Source organism: Ramlibacter tataouinensis TTB310, assembly GCF_000215705.1.
Taxonomy (GTDB): domain Bacteria; phylum Pseudomonadota; class Gammaproteobacteria; order Burkholderiales; family Burkholderiaceae_C; genus Ramlibacter; species Ramlibacter tataouinensis.
In genome coordinates this window covers 324,974-342,140 of sequence record NC_015677.1, presented here as the reverse complement: position 1 = coordinate 342,140, position 17,167 = coordinate 324,974, and the positions used below count along the sequence as shown (strand labels likewise).

25 protein-coding genes are annotated in these 17,167 nt (G+C 67.7%); 3 read left to right on the top strand and 22 right to left on the bottom strand.

What is annotated here, in order from left to right:
• The first annotated feature begins 55 nt into the window (after window positions 1-55).
• Window positions 56-568, top strand: a complete 513-nt coding sequence (locus RTA_RS01700; protein ID WP_041674954.1) for a TlpA disulfide reductase family protein — start codon at window positions 56-58, stop codon at window positions 566-568.
• Window positions 569-572: 4 nt separating this feature from the next.
• On the opposite strand, the gene RTA_RS01695 is transcribed toward RTA_RS01700, so the two are convergent.
• A complete protein-coding gene (locus RTA_RS01695) occupies window positions 573-1,028 on the bottom strand; it encodes a c-type cytochrome (RefSeq protein WP_013899642.1) in 456 nt (151 codons plus the stop codon).
• A 144-nt stretch (window positions 1,029-1,172) separates the two neighbouring features.
• Here RTA_RS01695 and RTA_RS01690 point away from each other — a divergent pair, with 144 nt between their 5' ends.
• On the top strand, window positions 1,173-1,847 hold the full coding sequence (locus RTA_RS01690) for a cytochrome b/b6 domain-containing protein (RefSeq protein ID WP_013899641.1): 675 nt from the start codon (window positions 1,173-1,175) through the stop codon (window positions 1,845-1,847).
• Window positions 1,848-1,976: 129 nt separating this feature from the next.
• Window positions 1,977-2,417: a GNAT family N-acetyltransferase gene (locus tag RTA_RS01685; protein ID WP_013899640.1), complete on the top strand. Its 441-nt coding sequence runs from the start codon at window positions 1,977-1,979 to the stop codon at window positions 2,415-2,417.
• Between the two features lie 4 nt (window positions 2,418-2,421).
• Here the strand turns inward: RTA_RS01685 and RTA_RS01680 are convergent, their stop codons facing one another.
• The 21 genes from RTA_RS01680 to RTA_RS01580 form a co-directional block, all read right to left on the bottom strand.
• Window positions 2,422-2,928: a peroxiredoxin gene (locus RTA_RS01680; RefSeq protein WP_013899639.1), complete on the bottom strand. Its 507-nt coding sequence runs from the start codon at window positions 2,926-2,928 to the stop codon at window positions 2,422-2,424.
• A gap of 77 nt (window positions 2,929-3,005) precedes the next feature.
• Entirely contained in the window at window positions 3,006-3,275 is a 270-nt protein-coding gene (gene rpsQ / locus RTA_RS01675; RefSeq protein WP_013899638.1) for a 30S ribosomal protein S17, read from the bottom strand.
• Between the two features lie 10 nt (window positions 3,276-3,285).
• Entirely contained in the window at window positions 3,286-3,495 is a 210-nt protein-coding gene (rpmC, locus tag RTA_RS01670) for a 50S ribosomal protein L29 (RefSeq protein ID WP_013899637.1), read from the bottom strand.
• A gap of 15 nt (window positions 3,496-3,510) precedes the next feature.
• Complete coding sequence (gene rplP, locus RTA_RS01665) at window positions 3,511-3,927, bottom strand: 50S ribosomal protein L16 (RefSeq protein WP_013899636.1); 417 nt, start codon at window positions 3,925-3,927, stop codon at window positions 3,511-3,513.
• Between the two features lie 2 nt (window positions 3,928-3,929).
• A complete protein-coding gene (gene rpsC, locus RTA_RS01660) occupies window positions 3,930-4,862 on the bottom strand; it encodes a 30S ribosomal protein S3 (protein ID WP_013899635.1) in 933 nt (310 codons plus the stop codon).
• Between the two features lie 13 nt (window positions 4,863-4,875).
• Entirely contained in the window at window positions 4,876-5,205 is a 330-nt protein-coding gene (gene rplV / locus RTA_RS01655) for a 50S ribosomal protein L22 (protein WP_013899634.1), read from the bottom strand.
• Between the two features lie 9 nt (window positions 5,206-5,214).
• A complete protein-coding gene (gene rpsS / locus RTA_RS01650) occupies window positions 5,215-5,493 on the bottom strand; it encodes a 30S ribosomal protein S19 (protein WP_013899633.1) in 279 nt (92 codons plus the stop codon).
• A 13-nt stretch (window positions 5,494-5,506) separates the two neighbouring features.
• Window positions 5,507-6,331, bottom strand: a complete 825-nt coding sequence (gene rplB, locus RTA_RS01645) for a 50S ribosomal protein L2 (RefSeq protein ID WP_013899632.1) — start codon at window positions 6,329-6,331, stop codon at window positions 5,507-5,509.
• A gap of 3 nt (window positions 6,332-6,334) precedes the next feature.
• Entirely contained in the window at window positions 6,335-6,670 is a 336-nt protein-coding gene (gene rplW / locus RTA_RS01640; protein ID WP_013899631.1) for a 50S ribosomal protein L23, read from the bottom strand.
• Entirely contained in the window at window positions 6,667-7,287 is a 621-nt protein-coding gene (rplD, locus tag RTA_RS01635; protein ID WP_013899630.1) for a 50S ribosomal protein L4, read from the bottom strand. The genes rplW and rplD overlap by 4 nt, the downstream gene beginning before the upstream one ends.
• A complete protein-coding gene (gene rplC, locus RTA_RS01630) occupies window positions 7,287-7,982 on the bottom strand; it encodes a 50S ribosomal protein L3 (protein WP_013899629.1) in 696 nt (231 codons plus the stop codon). Before rplC ends, rplD begins: the two co-directional genes overlap by 1 nt.
• Before the next feature lie 185 nt (window positions 7,983-8,167).
• Entirely contained in the window at window positions 8,168-8,485 is a 318-nt protein-coding gene (rpsJ, locus tag RTA_RS01625; protein WP_013899628.1) for a 30S ribosomal protein S10, read from the bottom strand.
• Window positions 8,486-8,500: 15 nt separating this feature from the next.
• Window positions 8,501-9,691 (bottom strand): elongation factor Tu, encoded by a 1,191-nt coding sequence (gene tuf / locus RTA_RS01620; RefSeq protein ID WP_013899627.1) that lies wholly within the window; start codon window positions 9,689-9,691, stop codon window positions 8,501-8,503.
• Between the two features lie 196 nt (window positions 9,692-9,887).
• Complete coding sequence (fusA, locus tag RTA_RS01615) at window positions 9,888-11,990, bottom strand: elongation factor G (protein ID WP_013899626.1); 2,103 nt, start codon at window positions 11,988-11,990, stop codon at window positions 9,888-9,890.
• 68 nt (window positions 11,991-12,058) lie between these two features.
• The gene (rpsG, locus tag RTA_RS01610; RefSeq protein ID WP_013899625.1) at window positions 12,059-12,532 is read right to left on the bottom strand and encodes a 30S ribosomal protein S7; all 474 of its coding nucleotides are present in this window, start codon (window positions 12,530-12,532) and stop codon (window positions 12,059-12,061) included.
• A 142-nt stretch (window positions 12,533-12,674) separates the two neighbouring features.
• Window positions 12,675-13,052 carry a 30S ribosomal protein S12 gene (gene rpsL / locus RTA_RS01605; protein WP_013899624.1) on the bottom strand — a complete coding sequence of 126 codons (378 nt, stop codon included), beginning with the start codon at window positions 13,050-13,052 and terminating at the stop codon, window positions 12,675-12,677.
• 162 nt (window positions 13,053-13,214) lie between these two features.
• Window positions 13,215-14,372: a D-alanyl-D-alanine carboxypeptidase family protein gene (locus RTA_RS01600; protein WP_041674953.1), complete on the bottom strand. Its 1,158-nt coding sequence runs from the start codon at window positions 14,370-14,372 to the stop codon at window positions 13,215-13,217.
• 19 nt (window positions 14,373-14,391) lie between these two features.
• Entirely contained in the window at window positions 14,392-15,018 is a 627-nt protein-coding gene (locus RTA_RS01595; protein ID WP_013899622.1) for an alpha/beta hydrolase, read from the bottom strand.
• Complete coding sequence (locus RTA_RS01590) at window positions 15,018-15,365, bottom strand: (2Fe-2S) ferredoxin domain-containing protein (protein WP_013899621.1); 348 nt, start codon at window positions 15,363-15,365, stop codon at window positions 15,018-15,020. Before RTA_RS01590 ends, RTA_RS01595 begins: the two co-directional genes overlap by 1 nt.
• Before the next feature lie 9 nt (window positions 15,366-15,374).
• Window positions 15,375-16,490 carry a VanZ family protein gene (locus RTA_RS01585; protein WP_013899620.1) on the bottom strand — a complete coding sequence of 372 codons (1,116 nt, stop codon included), beginning with the start codon at window positions 16,488-16,490 and terminating at the stop codon, window positions 15,375-15,377.
• A gap of 9 nt (window positions 16,491-16,499) precedes the next feature.
• Window positions 16,500-16,928: a CopD family protein gene (locus RTA_RS01580; RefSeq protein ID WP_013899619.1), complete on the bottom strand. Its 429-nt coding sequence runs from the start codon at window positions 16,926-16,928 to the stop codon at window positions 16,500-16,502.
• Between the last annotated feature and the right edge of the window lie 239 nt (window positions 16,929-17,167).

The following is a 17,167-nucleotide window of genomic DNA, read 5'->3' as shown; positions in this document are numbered from 1 at the left end:
GTCGCGAACTTACCGCCTGCAGCCGGGTCACACCGGCACTACACTGCCCGCCACCATGGCCTCACCTGCGACGAAAAAAGCATTGATCGGCGTGGCCGCCGCCGCCATGGTGGCGGCCGGCGCCGCCCTCTACCTGGGCTCGGGCGCCACGCCCGCGCCGGCCTCCACCTTCGTCCTGCTGGACGGCTCGAGCAAGACCACGGCCGACCTCAAGGGCAAGGTGACGCTGGTCAACTTCTGGGCCACCAGCTGCACCACCTGCGTCGCCGAGATGCCGGAGATCGTGGCGACCTACGACAAGTACCGCTCGCGCGGCTTCGACACGCTGGCGGTGGCCATGAGCTACGACCCGCCCAGCTACGTGGTGAACTATGCGCAGACGCGCAAGCTGCCGTTCAAGGTGGCGATCGACAACACCGGCGCGGTGGCGCGGGCCTGGGGCGACGTCAAGCTCACCCCCACCACCTACATCGTCAACAAGCGCGGCGAGATCGTGAAGCGCTACATCGGCGAGCCGGACTTCGCGGAACTGCACCGGCTGATCGAGCAACTGCTCGCCGAAGCGTAGGCTCTCAGCTGCCGCGGTAGGCGTCGTGGCAGGCCTTGCAGGTGCCGGCCGCCGGGCCGAAGCTGGCCTTGATGCTGTCGAGGTTGCCGGTCTTGGTGGCGGCCACGAGCTTGGCCATCTCGGCCTGCATCTTGTCGGCGCCTTCCTTGAACTTGGCCTGCTCGGTCCAGATCTCAGGCTTGGCCTTGGTGTCGCCCTTGTCGGTACCCGGGCCGAAAGCCGTCCACGGCAGGGTGGACACCACGGCCAGCACCTCGCCGTGCCGCGCCGCCGCCTTGGCGTCGAACGGCGCGCGGCCGTTCACCATGGCGCCCAGCGCCGCGAAATGCGGCCCCAGCACGGAGAACGCGCCGCGGCGGTACTTGATCGCGTCTTCCGGTTTCTGGAAGTTCTGCGCCGAGGCCGGCAGGGCCAGCAGGGCGGCAGCCGCAGCGGCGACGAGGGAGGCGATGGCTTTCATGGGGGTGTTCCTACTCCTGAATGAGGGTGACGGGCGGCCTTCGTCGCTGACGCGGCCGGCGCCGACAGCGGGAATCTACCGGGAGCGCGAGGCCAGCACAAGAACAAGCACAATCGGGCGCTCCAGCTTCATCGGAGGAACAACATGCAGGAAGGCGGTCGGAACAACACGGTGCGCGTCTGGGACCTGCCCACGCGCTTCTTCCATTGGGCCCTGGTGCTGTGCGTCGCCGGGCTTTTCCTGACCGCGTACCTGCCCGGCTCGCAGATCGAGTGGCATGCGCGCCTGGGCTACGCCGTGCTGGCCCTGCTGCTGTTCCGGCTGGCGTGGGGCGTGGTGGGCGGGCGCTGGTCGCGCTTCGCCTCCTTCCTCTACGCACCGTCCAGCGTGGTCAATTACCTGCGCGGCCGCGCCCATCCCGACCACCTGATCGGCCACAACCCGCTGGGCGCGGCCTCGGTCCTGGCGATGCTGCTGGCGCTGCTGGCGCAGGTGGCCACCGGCCTGGTGGGCGACGACGAGATCGCCTTCACCGGGCCCCTCAACCGCTTCGTCCCGACCGACCTGGGCCTGGCGGCCACCTGGTTCCACAAGGACGTGGGCCAGTGGATCCTGGTGGCGCTGGTGGCGCTGCACGTGCTCGCCATCCTCTACTACCTCTGGGCCCGCAAGGACAACCTGGTCGGCCCCATGGTGCATGGCGACAAGCGGGTGGCCCGGCCGGCCGCCTCCTCGCGTGACGACGCCGTGGTCCGCGTGGTCGCCCTGCTGCTGCTGGCCTTGAGCTCGGCGGCGGTGTACGGCCTGGTGACGCTGTAGAGCTGCAGCGCACCCAGCCGCCGGCGCAGCGGCTAAACTGGCCGCTGGTCACCACGCCTGCAGTACCTTTCCTTGGAATCGATCGAGGCTTCGCTGATCCGGCTTGTCTCCCCCGCCGGCCGGGATGGGATGGACGCCGTGCGCGGGATCTTCCGCGAATACGCCGACGGCCTGGGGGTGGACCTGTGCTTCCAGCACTTCGACGAGGAGCTGGCCCAGCTGCCCGGCGAGTACGCCGCGCCGCGTGGCGCCCTGCTGCTGGCGCTGGTCGATGGCGCGGTGGCCGGCTGCTGCGCCCTGCGCCCGCTGGACGCGGCCGACTACCCCAATGCCGCCGAGATGAAACGCCTGTACGTGCGCCGGGCCTACCGCGGCCTGGGGCTGGGCCGCCAGCTGGCCGAGGCCACGCTGGACGCGGCGCGGGCGGCCGGCTACGCCTGCGTGCTGCTGGACACGCTGGACGACATGGAGGCGGCCCGGGCGCTGTACGTGGACCTGGGCTTCAGGAGCATCCCGCCCTACTACCACAACCCGATCGCTGGGGCGCACTACCTCAAGGTCGACTTGTAATGCCTCAGCCTTTGGCTTGCGCCAGCAGCGTCTGCGCGTCGCTGACCTCGAACTTGCCGGGCGCCTCGATGTTGAGCGCGGCCACCTTGCCGTCCTTGACCAGCATGGAGTAGCGGGTGCTGCGCAGGCCCATGCCGCGGCCGGCCAGGTCCAGGGTGAGGCCGGTGGCCTTGGCGAACTCGGCGCTGCCGTCGGCCAGCATGCGCACCTTGCCGGCGGTCTTCTGGTCGCGCGCCCAGGCACCCATCACGAAGGCGTCGTTGACGCTGAGGCACCAGATCTCGTCGACGCCGGCGGCCTTGAACTGCGAGGCGTTCTCGACATAGCCCGGCACGTGCTTGGCCGAGCAGGTGGGCGTGAAGGCGCCGGGCAGGCCGAAGACGGCGATGGTCTTGCCGGCGCTGGCCTTGGCCACGTCGACCGGGTTCGGGCCGATGCTGCAGCCCTCTCCCTCGACCTCTGAGTACTCCTGCAGCGTGACGGCGGGCAGCTTGTCTCCAACCTTGATCATCGGTTTCTCCTGGTGGGTTTGGAAAGAAAAACGGCCCACATTGTGGGCCGTTTCGCGGGGCTGTGCAGCCGGGGTCCTCAGACCTCGGCAGCCTTTTCAACGAGGCGGGTCGCGACCCAGTTCTTGGTCTTGGAGATGGGCCGGCTCTCGGTGATCTCGACCACGTCGCCCAGGTGGAACTGGCCGCTCTCGTCGTGCGCGTGGTACTTGCTCGACTTGGCCACGATCTTGCCGTAGAGCTCGTGCTTGACGCGGCGCTCGACCAGCACCGTCACGGTCTTGGCGCGCTTGTCGCTGACCACCTTGCCGACCAGGGTGCGCTTGAGGGAGGGTTTGGCTTCCGTCATGGTCGCTTCCTTACTTCGAGGCAGTTTTTTCGGCACGCTTTTGCGCCAGGATGGTCTTGGCGCGGGCGATGTCGCGGCGCGTCACGCGCAGCGAGCCGGTGTTGTTCAACTGTTGCGTGGCCTTCTGCATGCGCAGGCCGAAATGGGCCTTCTGCAGTTCCTTCACTTCGGCTTCCAGGCCGGCAACGTCCTTCTGGCGCAGTTCAGCAGCTTTGGTCATTTCATCACTCCTGAATCACGAGCCGATCATGCGGGCCACGAACGTGGTGCGCAGCGGCAGCTTGGCCGCGGCCAGCTTGAACGCCTCGCGCGCCAACTCCTCGGGCACGCCCACGATCTCGTACAGCACCTTGCCCGGCTGGATCTCGGCGACGTAGTATTCGGGGTTGCCCTTGCCGTTGCCCATGCGGACCTCGGCCGGCTTGGTGGAGATCGGCTTGTCCGGGAACACGCGGATCCAGATGCGGCCGCCGCGCTTGACGTGGCGGGAGATCGCGCGGCGCGCGGCCTCGATCTGGCGCGCCGTCAGGCGGCCGCGGTCGGTGGACTTCAGGCCGAAGTCACCGAAGGCCACCGAGTTGCCCCGGGTGGCGATGCCGGTGTTGCGGCCCTTCTGCTCTTTGCGGAATTTGCGGCGAGCGGGTTGCAGCATGTTTACTCTCCTTTGCCGTCGGCCGGGGCGGCAGTGCCCGTGGCCGGCGCGGCGACTTTGCGGACGCGCTTAACGGCAGGTTTCGGTGCGTCTGCACCTGGGGTTGCTTCTTGCGGCTTGTCGCTGCCGTCGGCCGGCGCGGCATTCGTGGTGCCGGCGCCGCCGCCACGGGGGCCGCGCGACGGGGGACCACGGCGGTCGCCGCCGGGACCGCCGCGGCGGTCGCCGTCACGACGCGGGCCGCGCGGACCGCGGCGCTCCTCGCCCTCGGGGCGCGGCGTCGAGTCCAGCGAAGGCGCGTCGTTGCGGCCCAGCGTGTCGCCCTTGTAGACCCAGACCTTGACGCCAATGACGCCATAGGTGGTCTTGGCCTCCGAGAAGCCGTAGTCGATGTCGGCGCGCAGCGTGTGCAGCGGCACGCGGCCTTCGCGGTACCACTCGGTGCGGGCGATCTCGATGCCGTTCAGGCGGCCGGCGGACATGATCTTGATGCCCTGGGCGCCCAGTCGCATCGCGTTCTGCATGGCGCGCTTCATGGCGCGGCGGAACATGATGCGCTTCTCGAGCTGCTGGGTGATGCTGTCGGCGATCAGCTGGGCATCGACCTCGGGCTTGCGCACCTCCTCGATGTTGACCGCGACCGGCACGCCCAGGCGGGTGGCGAGTTCCTTCTTCAGGTTCTCGATGTCCTCGCCCTTCTTGCCGATCACCACGCCCGGGCGGGCGGAGTAGATCGTGATGCGGGCGTTCTTGGCCGGACGCTCGATCAGCACGCGCGAGACCGCGGCGTTCTTCAGCTTGGTCTTGAGGTAGTCGCGGACCTTGATGTCCTCGGCCAGCATGCCGGCGAAGTCGCGGTTGTTGGCGTACCAGCGGCTGGCCCAGTTGCGGCTGACCGAAAGACGGAAGCCGGTCGGATGGATTTTCTGTCCCATGTTCTTCCTAGCCTCAGTTGCCGACCGTCACGTACACATGGCACGTGGGCTTGCTGATGCGGTTGCCGCGGCCCTTGGCGCGCGCCGTGAAGCGCTTGAGCGTGGCGCCCTGCTCCACGTAGATGGTCTTGACCTTCAGCTCGTCGATGTCGGCGCCGTCGTTGTGCTCGGCGTTCGCGATCGCGGACTCCAGCACCTTCTTGACGATCACCGCAGCTTTCTTCTGCGTGAAGTTCAGGATGTTCAGCGCCTGGTCCACCTTCTTGCCGCGGATCAGGTCGGCGACCAGCCGGCCCTTGTCGACCGACAGACGGACGCCCCGAAGGACTGCACGTGTTTCCATGGTCTTTCCTTACTTCTTCTGGACTTTCTTGTCCGCGGGGTGGCCCTTGAAGGTGCGCGTCAGGGCGAATTCGCCCAGCTTGTGGCCCACCATCTGGTCGGTGATGTAGACCGGCACGTGCTGCTTGCCGTTGTGCACGGCGATCGTCAGCCCGATGAACTCGGGCAGGATCATCGAGCGGCGCGACCAGGTCTTGATCGGCTTCTTGTCCTTGGTCGTCACGGCCTTGTCGGCCTTGGCCACCAGGTGATGGTCGACGAAGGGACCCTTTTTCAGAGAACGAGTCATTGCTCCTTACCCCTTACTTCTTGCGGCGCGACACGATCATGACCTGCGTGCGCTTGTTGTTGCGGGTGCGGTAGCCCTTGGTCAGGTTGCCCCAGGGATCGACCGGGACGCGGCCTTCGCCGGTGCGTCCCTCGCCACCGCCGTGCGGGTGGTCGATCGGGTTCATGGCCACGCCGCGCACCGTCGGGCGGATGCCCATGTGGCGCTTGACGCCGGCCTTGCCGAGCTGGCGCAGGCTGTGCTCTTCGTTCGCCACCTCGCCAATCGTCGCGCGGCACTCGATGTGGATGCGGCGCACCTCGCCCGAGCGCATGCGCACCTGGGCGTAGGTACCCTCGCGGGCCAGCAGCGTCGCCGAGGCGCCGGCCGAGCGAGCGATCTGCGCGCCCTTGCCCGGCTGCAGCTCGATGCAGTGGATGGTCGAGCCCACCGGGATGTTGCGGATCGGCAGCGTGTTGCCGGCGCGGATCGGGGCCTCGGCGCCGGACAGCAGCGTCGCGCCGACTTCCAGGCCGCGCGGGGCGATGATGTAGCGGCGCTCGCCGTCGGCGTAGCACACCAGGGCGATGTGCGCCGTGCGGTTCGGGTCGTACTCGACGCGCTCGACCTTGGCCGGGATCCCGTCCTTGTTGCGGCGGAAGTCCACCACGCGGTAGTGGTGCTTGTGGCCGCCGCCCTTGTGGCGGGTGGTGATGTGGCCGTTGTTGTTGCGCCCGGCCTTCTGGAACTGCGGCTCCAGCAGGGGCGCGTACGCCTCACCCTTGTACAGGTGGTCGCGCGAGACCTTGACCACGGCGCGCTGGCCGGGCGAGGTCGGTTTCATCTTGATGACTGCCATGATTTAAGCGGCCTCCCCGGACAGGTTGAGCTCCTGGCCCGGCTTGAGCGTCACGTAGGCCTTGCGCACGTTGTCGCGGCGGCCCATCGAGCGGCCGAAGCGCTTGCTCTTGCCCTTGGTATTGACCACGGAGACGCCCTTGACCTCGACCTTGAACATCAGTTCGACGGCCGCCTTGATCTCGGGCTTGGTGGCGTTCTGCAGCACCTTGAAGGTCACGGCATTGGTCTTGTCGGCCACATGCGTCGCCTTCTCGGAGACGATGGGAGCGACCAGCACCTGCATCAGGCGCCCTTCGTCGAACTTGCGTTCGGCGGGGGTGGGGTTCACACGGCTCATGCGAACATCTCCTTGAGCTTGTCGATGGCGCCCTTGGTGACCAGCACCTTCTTGTAGTGCACCAGCGACAGCGGGTCGGCGAAGCGCGGCTCGACCACGAGCACGTTCACCAGGTTGCGGGAGGCGAGGTACAGGTTCTCGTCGACCTCTTCGGCGATGACCAGGACGGAGTCCAGGTTCATGGCCTTGAACTTGGCCGCCAGCGCCTTGGTCTTGGGCGAGTCGACCTTGATCGAGTCGACCACCGCCAGGCGGCCTTCGCGGGCCAGCTGCGAGAAGATGGACGCCATGCCGGCGCGGTACATCTTCTTGTTGATCTTCTGCGTGAAGTTCTCTTCCGGGCTGTTCGGGAAGATGCGGCCGCCGCCGCGCCACAGCGGCGAGGAGGTCATGCCGGCGCGGGCGCGGCCCGTGCCCTTCTGCTTGAACGGCTTCTTGGTCGAGTGCTTGACCATCTGCCGGTCCTTCTGGGCGCGCGTGCCCTGGCGGGCATTGGCCTGGAAGGCGACCACGACCTGGTGCACCAGGTCCTCGTTGTATTCACGGCCGAACACGGTCTCGGGCGCGTCGAACTTGGACGCGGCCTGGCCCTGCTCGTTCAGGAGTTCGAGCTGCATTACTTCGCTCCCTTCGCGGTCGTGGCGGCGGCCGGCTTCGGCTGGCCCTTGACGGCCGGACGGACGGTGACGAAACCGCCACGCGAGCCGGGCACGGCGCCCTTGATCAGCAGCAGCTGGCGGGCCTCGTCGATGCGGATCACGTCCAGGTTCTGGGTGGTGACGGTCTCGTCGCCCATGTGGCCGGTCATCCTCTTGCCGGGGAACACGCGGCCGGGATCCTGCGCCATGGAGATCGAGCCGGGCACGTTGTGCGAACGCGAGTTGCCGTGCGAGGCGCGCTGCGAGCTGAAGTTGTGGCGCTTGATGGTGCCGGCGTAGCCCTTGCCGATCGAGGTGCCCTGCACGTCGACCCGCTGGCCCACGGCGAACACGTCGGTCACGGGCAGCGTGGCGCCCGCGGCGTACTTGCCGGCGGTTTCCGGCGTGACGCGGAATTCCTGGATGATCTCGCCGGGCTCCACGCCCGCCTTGGCGAGGTGGCCGGCCAGCGGCTTGGTCACGCGCGAGGGCTTGCGCGAACCGAACGTGACCTGCAGGGACACGTAACCGTCGTTCTCTTGGGTTTTGACCTGGGTCACGCGGTTGCCGGACACGTCCACCACCGTGACGGGAACGGCGTCCCCGTCATCGGTGAACAGGCGCATCATGCCCACCTTGCGGCCCAGCAATCCAAGGGAGTTGCTCAGACTCATGTTGTTGCTCCGTTGCTTCCGCCGCAGCCGCTTCAATTGGCTTCTGCGTTTGGCGTCTTCCCGAAGGAGGACGGCGAAAGAAGGTTGATAAAAGGCTCCGCCCATGAGGCGAAGCCGCAGATTATAGCCCGCTCCCGCCGAAACCGGCAAGAGCGGGCACTGACTTCCTGCTGCCCGGCCTGGGCTTACTGCAGCTTGATCTCGACGTCCACGCCGGCCGGCAGGTCCAGCTTCATCAGCGCGTCGACGGTCTTGTCCGTCGGGTCGACGATGTCCATCAGGCGCTGGTGGGTGCGGATCTCGAACTGGTCGCGCGAGCTCTTGTTGACGTGCGGCGAGCGCAGGATGTCGAAGCGCTTCATGCGCGTCGGCAGGGGCACCGGGCCCTTGACGATGGCGCCGGTGCGCTTGGCGGTGTCGACGATCTCGGCCGCGGACTGGTCGATCAGCTTGTAATCGAAAGCCTTGAGGCGGATGCGGATCTTTTGTTGGGCGGTGGCCATGTTCGCTTCCTTGCCTTATTCCATGATCTTGGCGACGACGCCCGAGCCGACGGTCTTGCCGCCCTCGCGGATGGCAAAGCGCAGGCCCTCTTCCATGGCGATGGGGGCGATCAGCTTGACCGTGATGGACACGTTGTCCCCGGGCATCACCATCTCCTTGTCCTTGGGCAGCTCGATGGCGCCCGTCACGTCCGTGGTGCGGAAGTAGAACTGCGGGCGGTAGTTGTTGAAGAACGGCGTGTGGCGCCCGCCCTCGTCCTTGGAGAGCACGTAGATCTCGGCGGTGAAGTGCGTGTGCGGCTTGACGCTGCCAGGCTTGCACAGCACCTGGCCGCGCTCGACGTCCTCGCGCTTGGTGCCGCGCAACAGGATGCCCACGTTGTCGCCGGCCTGGCCCTGGTCCAGCAGCTTGCGAAACATCTCCACGCCCGTGCAGGTGGTCTTCTGGGTGGCCTTGATGCCCACGATCTCGATTTCCTCGCCCACCTTGATCACCCCGCGCTCGACGCGCCCGGTCACCACCGTGCCGCGCCCGGAGATGGAGAACACGTCCTCCACCGGCATCAGGAACGCGCCGTCCACCGCGCGCTGGGGCGTCGGGAAGTACGTGTCCATCGCCTCGGCCAGCTTCATGATGGCCTTCTCGCCCAGGTCGCCCTTGTCGCCTTCCAGCGCCAGCTTGGCCGAGCCGTGGATGATCGGGGTGTCGTCGCCGGGGAATTCGTACTTGGTCAGCAGCTCGCGCACTTCCATCTCGACCAGCTCCAAGAGCTCGGCGTCGTCCACCATGTCGCACTTATTCAGGAACACGATGATGTGCGGCACGCCCACCTGGCGCGCCAAGAGGATGTGCTCGCGCGTCTGGGGCATCGGGCCGTCGGCGGCGGAACACACCAGGATGGCGCCGTCCATCTGGGCAGCGCCGGTGATCATGTTCTTGACGTAGTCGGCGTGGCCCGGGCAGTCCACGTGCGCGTAGTGGCGGTTGGCCGTCTCGTACTCCACGTGCGCGGTGTTGATGGTGATGCCGCGCGCCTTCTCCTCGGGCGCCGCGTCGATCTGGTCGTACGCCTTGGCTTCGCCGCCGAACTTGCTCGACAGCACCGTCGTGATCGCCGCCGTCAGCGTCGTCTTGCCATGGTCCACGTGCCCGATCGTGCCCACGTTCACGTGCGGCTTGGTGCGCTCGAATTTTCCTTTTGCCATTTCAACTCCTTGAAAAAGAACAATGCCCGTGACTGTTTAACGTCTCCGGCACTGGCCTCGCCACGGGCAGCGGGCCAACCACACATATGGCGCCAAAGACCAACTCTCATTCCAGTGACACCGTGGAACCGGCTTTGCCGGGCCACTGGTGTCGCCCCTTGAGGGGAGGCGGCCGCAGGCCGCTTCGGGGTGGTCCTTATTTGGCCCGGGCCGCCACGATCGTCTCGGCCACGTTGCGCGGAGCTTCGGCGTAGTGCTTGAACTCCATCGTGTACGTGGCACGGCCCTGCGACATGGAGCGCAGCGTGGTCGAGTAGCCGAACATCTCGGACAGCGGCACCTCGGCCTTGATGGCCTTGCCGCCGCCGGGCATGTCGTCCATGCCCTGCACCATGCCGCGGCGGGACGACAGGTCGCCCATCACGTTGCCGGCGTAGTCCTCGGGCGTCTCGACTTCCACGGCCATCATCGGCTCCAGGATGACCGGGCTGGCCTTCTTGGCGCCTTCCTTGAAGCCGAAGATCGCGGCCATCTTGAACGCCAGTTCGTTCGAGTCCACGTCGTGGTACGAACCGAAGTGCAGCGTGACCTTGACGTCGACCACCGGGTAGCCGGCCAGCACGCCCTGCGTGACGGCTTCGTTGATGCCCTTCTCGACCGCCGGGATGAACTCGCGGGGCACCACGCCGCCCTTGATCGCGTCGACGAACTCGATGCCCTTGCCCGGCTCGTTCGGCTCGATCTTGAGCACCACGTGGCCGTACTGGCCCTTGCCGCCCGACTGGCGCACGAACTTGCCCTCGGCGTCCTCCACGGTCTTGCGGATCGTCTCGCGGTAGGCCACCTGCGGCTTGCCCACGTTGGCTTCGACGCCGAACTCGCGCTTCATGCGGTCGACGATGATCTCCAGGTGCAGCTCGCCCATGCCGGCGATGATGGTCTGGCCGGATTCCTCGTCGGTGCGCACGCGGAACGACGGGTCTTCCTGGGCCAGGCGGTTCAGGGCGATGCCCATCTTCTCCTGGTCGGCCTTGGTCTTGGGCTCCACGGCCTGCGCGATCACCGGCTCCGGGAACACCATGCGCTCGAGCATCACGATCGACGACGGATCGCACAGCGTCTCGCCGGTCGTCACGTCCTTCAGGCCCACGCAGGCGGCGATGTCGCCGGCGCGGATCTCGTCGACTTCCTGGCGGTTGTTGGCGTGCATCTGCACGATGCGGCCGATGCGCTCCTTCTTGCCGCGCACCGGGTTGTAGACGCTGTCGCCCTTGGTCAGCACGCCCGAGTAGACGCGCACGAAGGTCAGCTGGCCCACGAACGGGTCGGTCATCAGCTTGAACGCGAGCGCCGAGAACTTCTCGTTGTCGTCGGCCTTGCGGGTGACGGGCTTCTCGTCCTCGTCGGTGCCGGCCACCGGGGGGATGTCCACCGGCGAGGGCATGAGCTCGATCACGGCGTCCAGCATGCGCTGCACGCCCTTGTTCTTGAACGCGGTGCCGCACAGCATCGGCTGGATCTCGCCGGCGATGGTGCGCGTGCGCAGGCCGAGCGTGATCTCCTCTTCGGTCAGATCACCCTCTTCCAGGTACTTGTTCATCAGGTCTTCGTTGGCCTCGGCAGCGGCCTCGACCATCTTCTCGCGCCACTCCTTGGCCTGCTCGACCAGATCGGCCGGGATCTCGGCGAAGTTGAACTTCATGCCCTGGGACGCCTCGTCCCAGTAGATGGCCTTCATCTTGCGCAGGTCGACCACGCCGGTGAACTTCTCCTCGGCGCCGATCGGGATCACGATGGGCACCGGGTTGGCCTTCAGGCGCAGCTTCATCTGGTCGTAGACCTTGAAGAAGTTGGCGCCGGTGCGGTCCATCTTGTTGACGAAGGCCAGGCGCGGCACGCGGTACTTGTTGGCCTGGCGCCAGACTGTCTCGGACTGCGGCTGCACGCCGCCCACGGCGCAGTACACCATGCAGGCGCCGTCCAGCACGCGCATGGAACGCTCCACCTCGATGGTGAAGTCCACGTGGCCGGGGGTGTCGATGATGTTGATGCGGTGCTCGGGGAAGGACATGTCCATGCCCTTCCAGAAGCAGGTGGTGGCCGCCGACGTGATGGTGATGCCGCGCTCCTGCTCCTGCTCCATCCAGTCCATGGTGGCGGCGCCATCGTGCACTTCGCCGATCTTGTGGTTCACGCCGGTGTAGAACAGGATGCGCTCGGTGGTCGTGGTCTTGCCGGCGTCGATGTGCGCCGAAATACCGATGTTGCGGTAGCGCTCGATGGGCGTCTTGCGGGCCATGATGGTCTTTCGTTGAAAGTGGAACGGCCCGCTCGTGGCGGGCCCGCTCCGACAGATGGGGACGGTTCTTAGAAGCGGAAGTGGCTGAAGGCCTTGTTCGCCTCGGCCATGCGGTGCACCTCGTCGCGCTTCTTCATGGCGCCGCCACGGCCTTCCGTGGCCTCCATGAGCTCGTTGGCCAGGCGCATGGCCATGGACTTCTCGCCGCGCTTCTTGGCGGCTTCCTTGAGCCAGCGCATGGACAGGGCTAGGCGGCGCACCGGGCGCACTTCCACCGGCACCTGGTAGTTGGCGCCGCCGACGCGGCGGGATTTCACCTCGACCATCGGCTTGACGTTGTTGATGGCCAGGGTGAAGGCCTCGACCGGGTCACGGCCGGGGTTCTTCTTCTCGATCTGCTCGAGCGCGCCGTAGACGATGCGCTCGGCGATCGCCTTCTTGCCGCCTTGCATGATGACGTTCATGAACTTGGCGAGCTCGACATTGCCGTACTTGGGATCCGGCAGGATTTCACGTTTGGGGACTTCGCGACGACGTGGCATGTTTCACCTCTCAAATTGCTTCAGCTGGCCTCTCGCGAGGCCCTGGGAGCCAACCGGCTTCCCGCTTACTCGACCCGACAGCGGGTCACTACGCTTCGATTCGCCTGCCGAGCGAATGAAGCACCGACAAACGAAAAACTGTTTAGGCCTTCTTCGGACGCTTTGCGCCGTACTTGGAGCGGGCCTGCTTGCGATCCTTCACGCCCTGCAGGTCGAGCGAACCGCGGACGATGTGGTAACGCACGCCCGGCAGGTCCTTGACGCGGCCGCCGCGCACGAGCACCACCGAGTGCTCCTGCAGGTTGTGGCCCTCGCCGCCGATGTACGAGATGACCTCGAAACCGTTGGTCAGGCGCACCTTGGCGACCTTGCGCAGGGCCGAGTTCGGCTTCTTGGGCGTGGTGGTGTACACGCGGGTGCACACGCCGCGCCGCTGCGGGCTGTTCTGCATCGCCGGGCTCTTGGATTTGGTCTTCTCGACCTCCCGCCCGTGACGCACGAGTTGGTTGATGGTTGGCATTGGAAAAAACGTCCCTAAACGTCGTGACTGACAGCCGCGAAAACATGCGGCAAACGCAAATACCTCTCCCGCCCCAATCGCGGGAAAGCCCGCCAGTATAGCCCGAGCCCGGCGGGCTTGCAAAACAGGGGCTTGGGGAGGCGGGCTGTGGCCGGTGCGGCCCTACTTGATCCACAGGCGCAGGGCGTCCCAGGCGCGGCCCAGCACGCCGGCCTGCTCCACGGCCTCGAGCGCCACCAGCGGCACGTCCAGCACCGGCTGGCCGCCGGCGGACACCTTGAGCGTGCCCACCGCCTGCCCCTTGGCGAACGGCGCGACCAGCGGGTCCGGGCGCACCACCTGGGTCTGCAGGCGCGACGCCGTGCCGGCCGGCACGGCCACCACCACGGCCTGGGGCCGGCCGAGCTTGACCACGTTCTGCGCGCCCTTCCAGACCTCGGGCGAGACCACGGCCTGGTTGGCGTCGAACAGCTTGACCGCCTCGAAGGCCGTGTAGCCCCAGTTGAGCAGCTTCTGGGACTCGTTGGCCCGGGCGTTCTCGCTGGAGGCGCCCAGCACGATGGAGACCAGCCGCCGGCCGCCCACGTTGGGGAAGTCGCGCCGGGCCGTGGCGATCAGGCAGTAGCCGGCCGCCTCGGTGTGGCCGGTCTTGAGGCCGTCCACGGTCGGGTCGCGGAACAGCAGCATGTTCCGGTTGGTGTCGTTGGCCGTGGGCGTGCCCTCGTAGCGGTACTTCTTGAGGGCGTAGTAGCCCACGTAGTCCGGGAAGTCCTGCAGCAGGCGGGTGGCCAGGATGCTCAGGTCGCGGGCGGTGGTGGTGTGGCCCGGCGCCGTGAGGCCCTCCGGGTTGCGGTAGCCGGTGGACTTCATACCCAGGGCCTTGGCCTGCTCGTTCATCAGCTCGACGAAGCGCTCGACGCTGCCGCCCACCGCCTCGGCCAGGGCCACCGTGGCGTCGTTGCCGGACTGCACGATCATCCCCTTGATCAGGTCCTCCACCGGCACCTTCATCTTGGGGTCGATGAACATGCGCGAGCCCGGCATCTTCCAGGCGCGCTCGCTCACCGGCAGCCTCTGCTGCAGGTCGATCTTCTTGCTGCGCAGCGCATCGAACACCAGGTAGGCGGTCATCAGCTTGGTCAGCGAGGCCGGCTCGACCGGGGTGTCGATCTCGCGGCCGGCCAGCAGCTGGTTGGCGGTGGTGTCCCACAGCAGGTAGCTGCGCGCGGCGATCTCGGGCGGCTGGGGGGTCTGCGCGGCGGCCGCGAGGCACATCAGCGCGAGCAACGGCGCAGCCAGCGCCTTGGCGATTCGGTTCATCGTTCGGAAGGAGGGAGGGTCAACGCAGGTGGCGAACCACCAAGCTCTTCAGGAGCGGCAATTGTCCGTGAAAGAAATGGCCGCCGCCCGGCACGACCGTAACCGGCAGTGACTGCGGGCGCGCCCAGTCCATCACCGAGGCTAGGGGCACGGTGTCGTCCTGCTCGCCGTGGACGACCAGGGTGCGCTCGTGCACCTGGGCCGGCAGGGTGGCCACCGGGAAACGCGACGCGGCCGTGCCCACCAGCACCAGGCTCTCGGCCGGGCGGCCGGCCCACAAGGCCTCCAGCGCGCGGCTCGCGACGAAGGCGCCGAAGGAGAAGCCCGCCAGCGCCAGCGGGCCCTGCGGCGCGAGCGCGGCCACCACGGCCAGCAGGTCCTGCGCCTCGCCGCGGCCCTCGTCGTGCTGGCCTTCGGTGGCGCCCACGCCGCGGAAGTTGAAGCGGATGGCGCGCCAGCCGGTCTGCACGAAGGCGCGCGCCAGGGTCTGCACCACCTTGTTGTCCATGGTGCCGCCGAACAGGGGATGCGGGTGCGCGATCACGGCCGTGCCCCGCGCCGCCACGTCGGCCGCGGGCTCGTCGCGCAGCACCTCGATCGCGCCCGCCGGCCCGATCACGCTCAGCCGCTCGCTGTGCGCGTTCATCAGCGCCCCAGGTGGGGCGGGGTCAGCAGCCGTTCGACCACTTGCCCGTTCTTCAGGTGCGACTCGACGATCTCGTCGATGTCGTCGGCATCCACGTAGGTGTACCAGACGGCCTCGGGGTAGACCACCGCCACCGGGCCGGCGGCGCAGCGGTCCAGGCAGCCCGCCTTGTTGACGCGCACGCCGCCGGGGCCGGCCAGGCCGGCCGCCTTCACCTGCTTCTTGCAGCGGTCGAAGGCCTTCTGGGCGCCATGGTCGGCGCAGCAGGCCTCGCCCTTGCGCTCGTTCAGGCAGAAGAAGACGTGGTGCTTGTAGTAGGAACCCGAGGGGTCGGACGGCGCGCTCATGCGGGGATTCTAGGAGCCGCCTTCCGCCCGCGAGACCCGCACCAGCACATACACCAGGGTGGCATAAGGCCACAGCCAGCCGAGCCACTGCGCCAGGCCGTTGAAGCGGATGAACCGGCCCTGCTCCCAGGCGGCCAGCGTGTCGGCGAAATAGGCGCTGGCCGGCGCCTGGTTCAGCAGGCTGAGGTGGACCACCAGCGCCAGCAGCACCAGCGCGGCGCAGCCGCGCCGCGGCAGCGGCAGCAGGACCAGGGCCAGCGCCAGGCCCACCACCAGGCCCAGCCGCACCGGCAGGCTCAGCCAGGCCCAGGCATGCACCGGGCCCCAGCTCAGCGCGGCCGACAGGGCCGTCGCCAGCACCCCGGCCGTCACGGCCACGCCGGCCAGCACGGCCCGGCGGCTGATGGACTGCATCACCGAGTACCCCAGCAGGCAGGGGATCAGGGTGCCCAGCGCCACGCAGACCATCTCGGCCCCGGGCACCAGCGGCTGCAGCTCGACGTCGCGCACCGGCAGCCATTCCAGGAAGGGCGTGTCCAGCAGCCACTCGGCCAGTGCCGTCTCCAGGCGCTCGAACACCTGGCCCAGCCCCAGCGGCACCGAGGCCGGGAACAGCAGCGCGAACGGCCACAGCGCCAGCAGCACCAGCGCGCCGCGCGCCTCGGCCACGAACCAGCGCTGGCGGAAGCGCCCCCAGCGGTCGATGGCGCCGGCCAGCTCCAGCCCGCCGGCCGCCACTGCGCCGCCCAGCGTGCCCGCCGCATTGAGGGCGAAATCGACATTCGACGGCACGCGCGAAGGCAGGTAGGTCTGCAGGGCTTCCATGGCCAGGGCCAGCCCGGCGCCGACGAGGGTGGCCAGGGCGATGGCGCCCGTGTTGCGCCGGGGTGCGTCCCGGTGCCGGCGCAGGAAACCGAGTGCCAGCAGGAAGCCCAGCGGCGCATAGCCCACGGTGTTGGCGGCCACGTCGAAGCCGGTCCAGTAACGCGGCAGCGGGCTGGCCAGGAACTCCCAGGGGGCTATGCCCTGGTCGCGCCAGTCCGCGAAGGGATACAGGCTGGCATAGACGATCAGCGCCGCGTAGGCATGCGCCAGCGGCCAGGCCGAGGTCTTGTGGACCGGCATCGCGCTGCGTCAGAAGGGCTTGACCACCACCAGCACGACGGCCGCCACCAGCAGCAGCACGGGAACCTCGTTGAACCAGCGGTACCAGCGGTCGCTGCGGCGGTTCTGCCCGGCCTCGAACCTGCGCAGCAGCACGCCGCAGCCGTGGTGGTATCCCAGCGCCAGCACCACGGCGGTGAGCTTGGCATGCATCCAGCCGTTGCCCGGCCCCCGGCCGATGCCGTAACCCAGCCACAGCCACAATCCCAGCCCGACGGCAGGCACGGCCAGCAGGGTGGTGAAGCGCAGCAGCTTGCGCGCCATCAGTAGCAGGCGGTCGCGCTCGGCCAGCGAGCCCGGGGCCACCAGGGCCAGGTTGACGAAGATGCGCGGCAGGTAGAACAGCCCCGCGAACCAGCTGGCGACGAAGACGATGTGGAAGGCTTTGACCCAGAGCATGAGCTGAGTGTAGGGGTGCCCCGCAGAGGCGACTCCCCAAAAAAAACCCCGGCCTGAAAGCCGGGGTGGGAAGCCTTTTTGCTGTCACACATTAAGGCGCCCGCTCAGGGAGGAAAAGCGGGGAGCGGCACGCCGCCCGGTGCGTAATTTAGCAAACTACGGCCGAACCCACAAGCAAGGATGGGCTTGGGGCCCTGCTGGCGGTGCGGGCACTGGGGCCGGCCGGTCCTGTGCCGCAG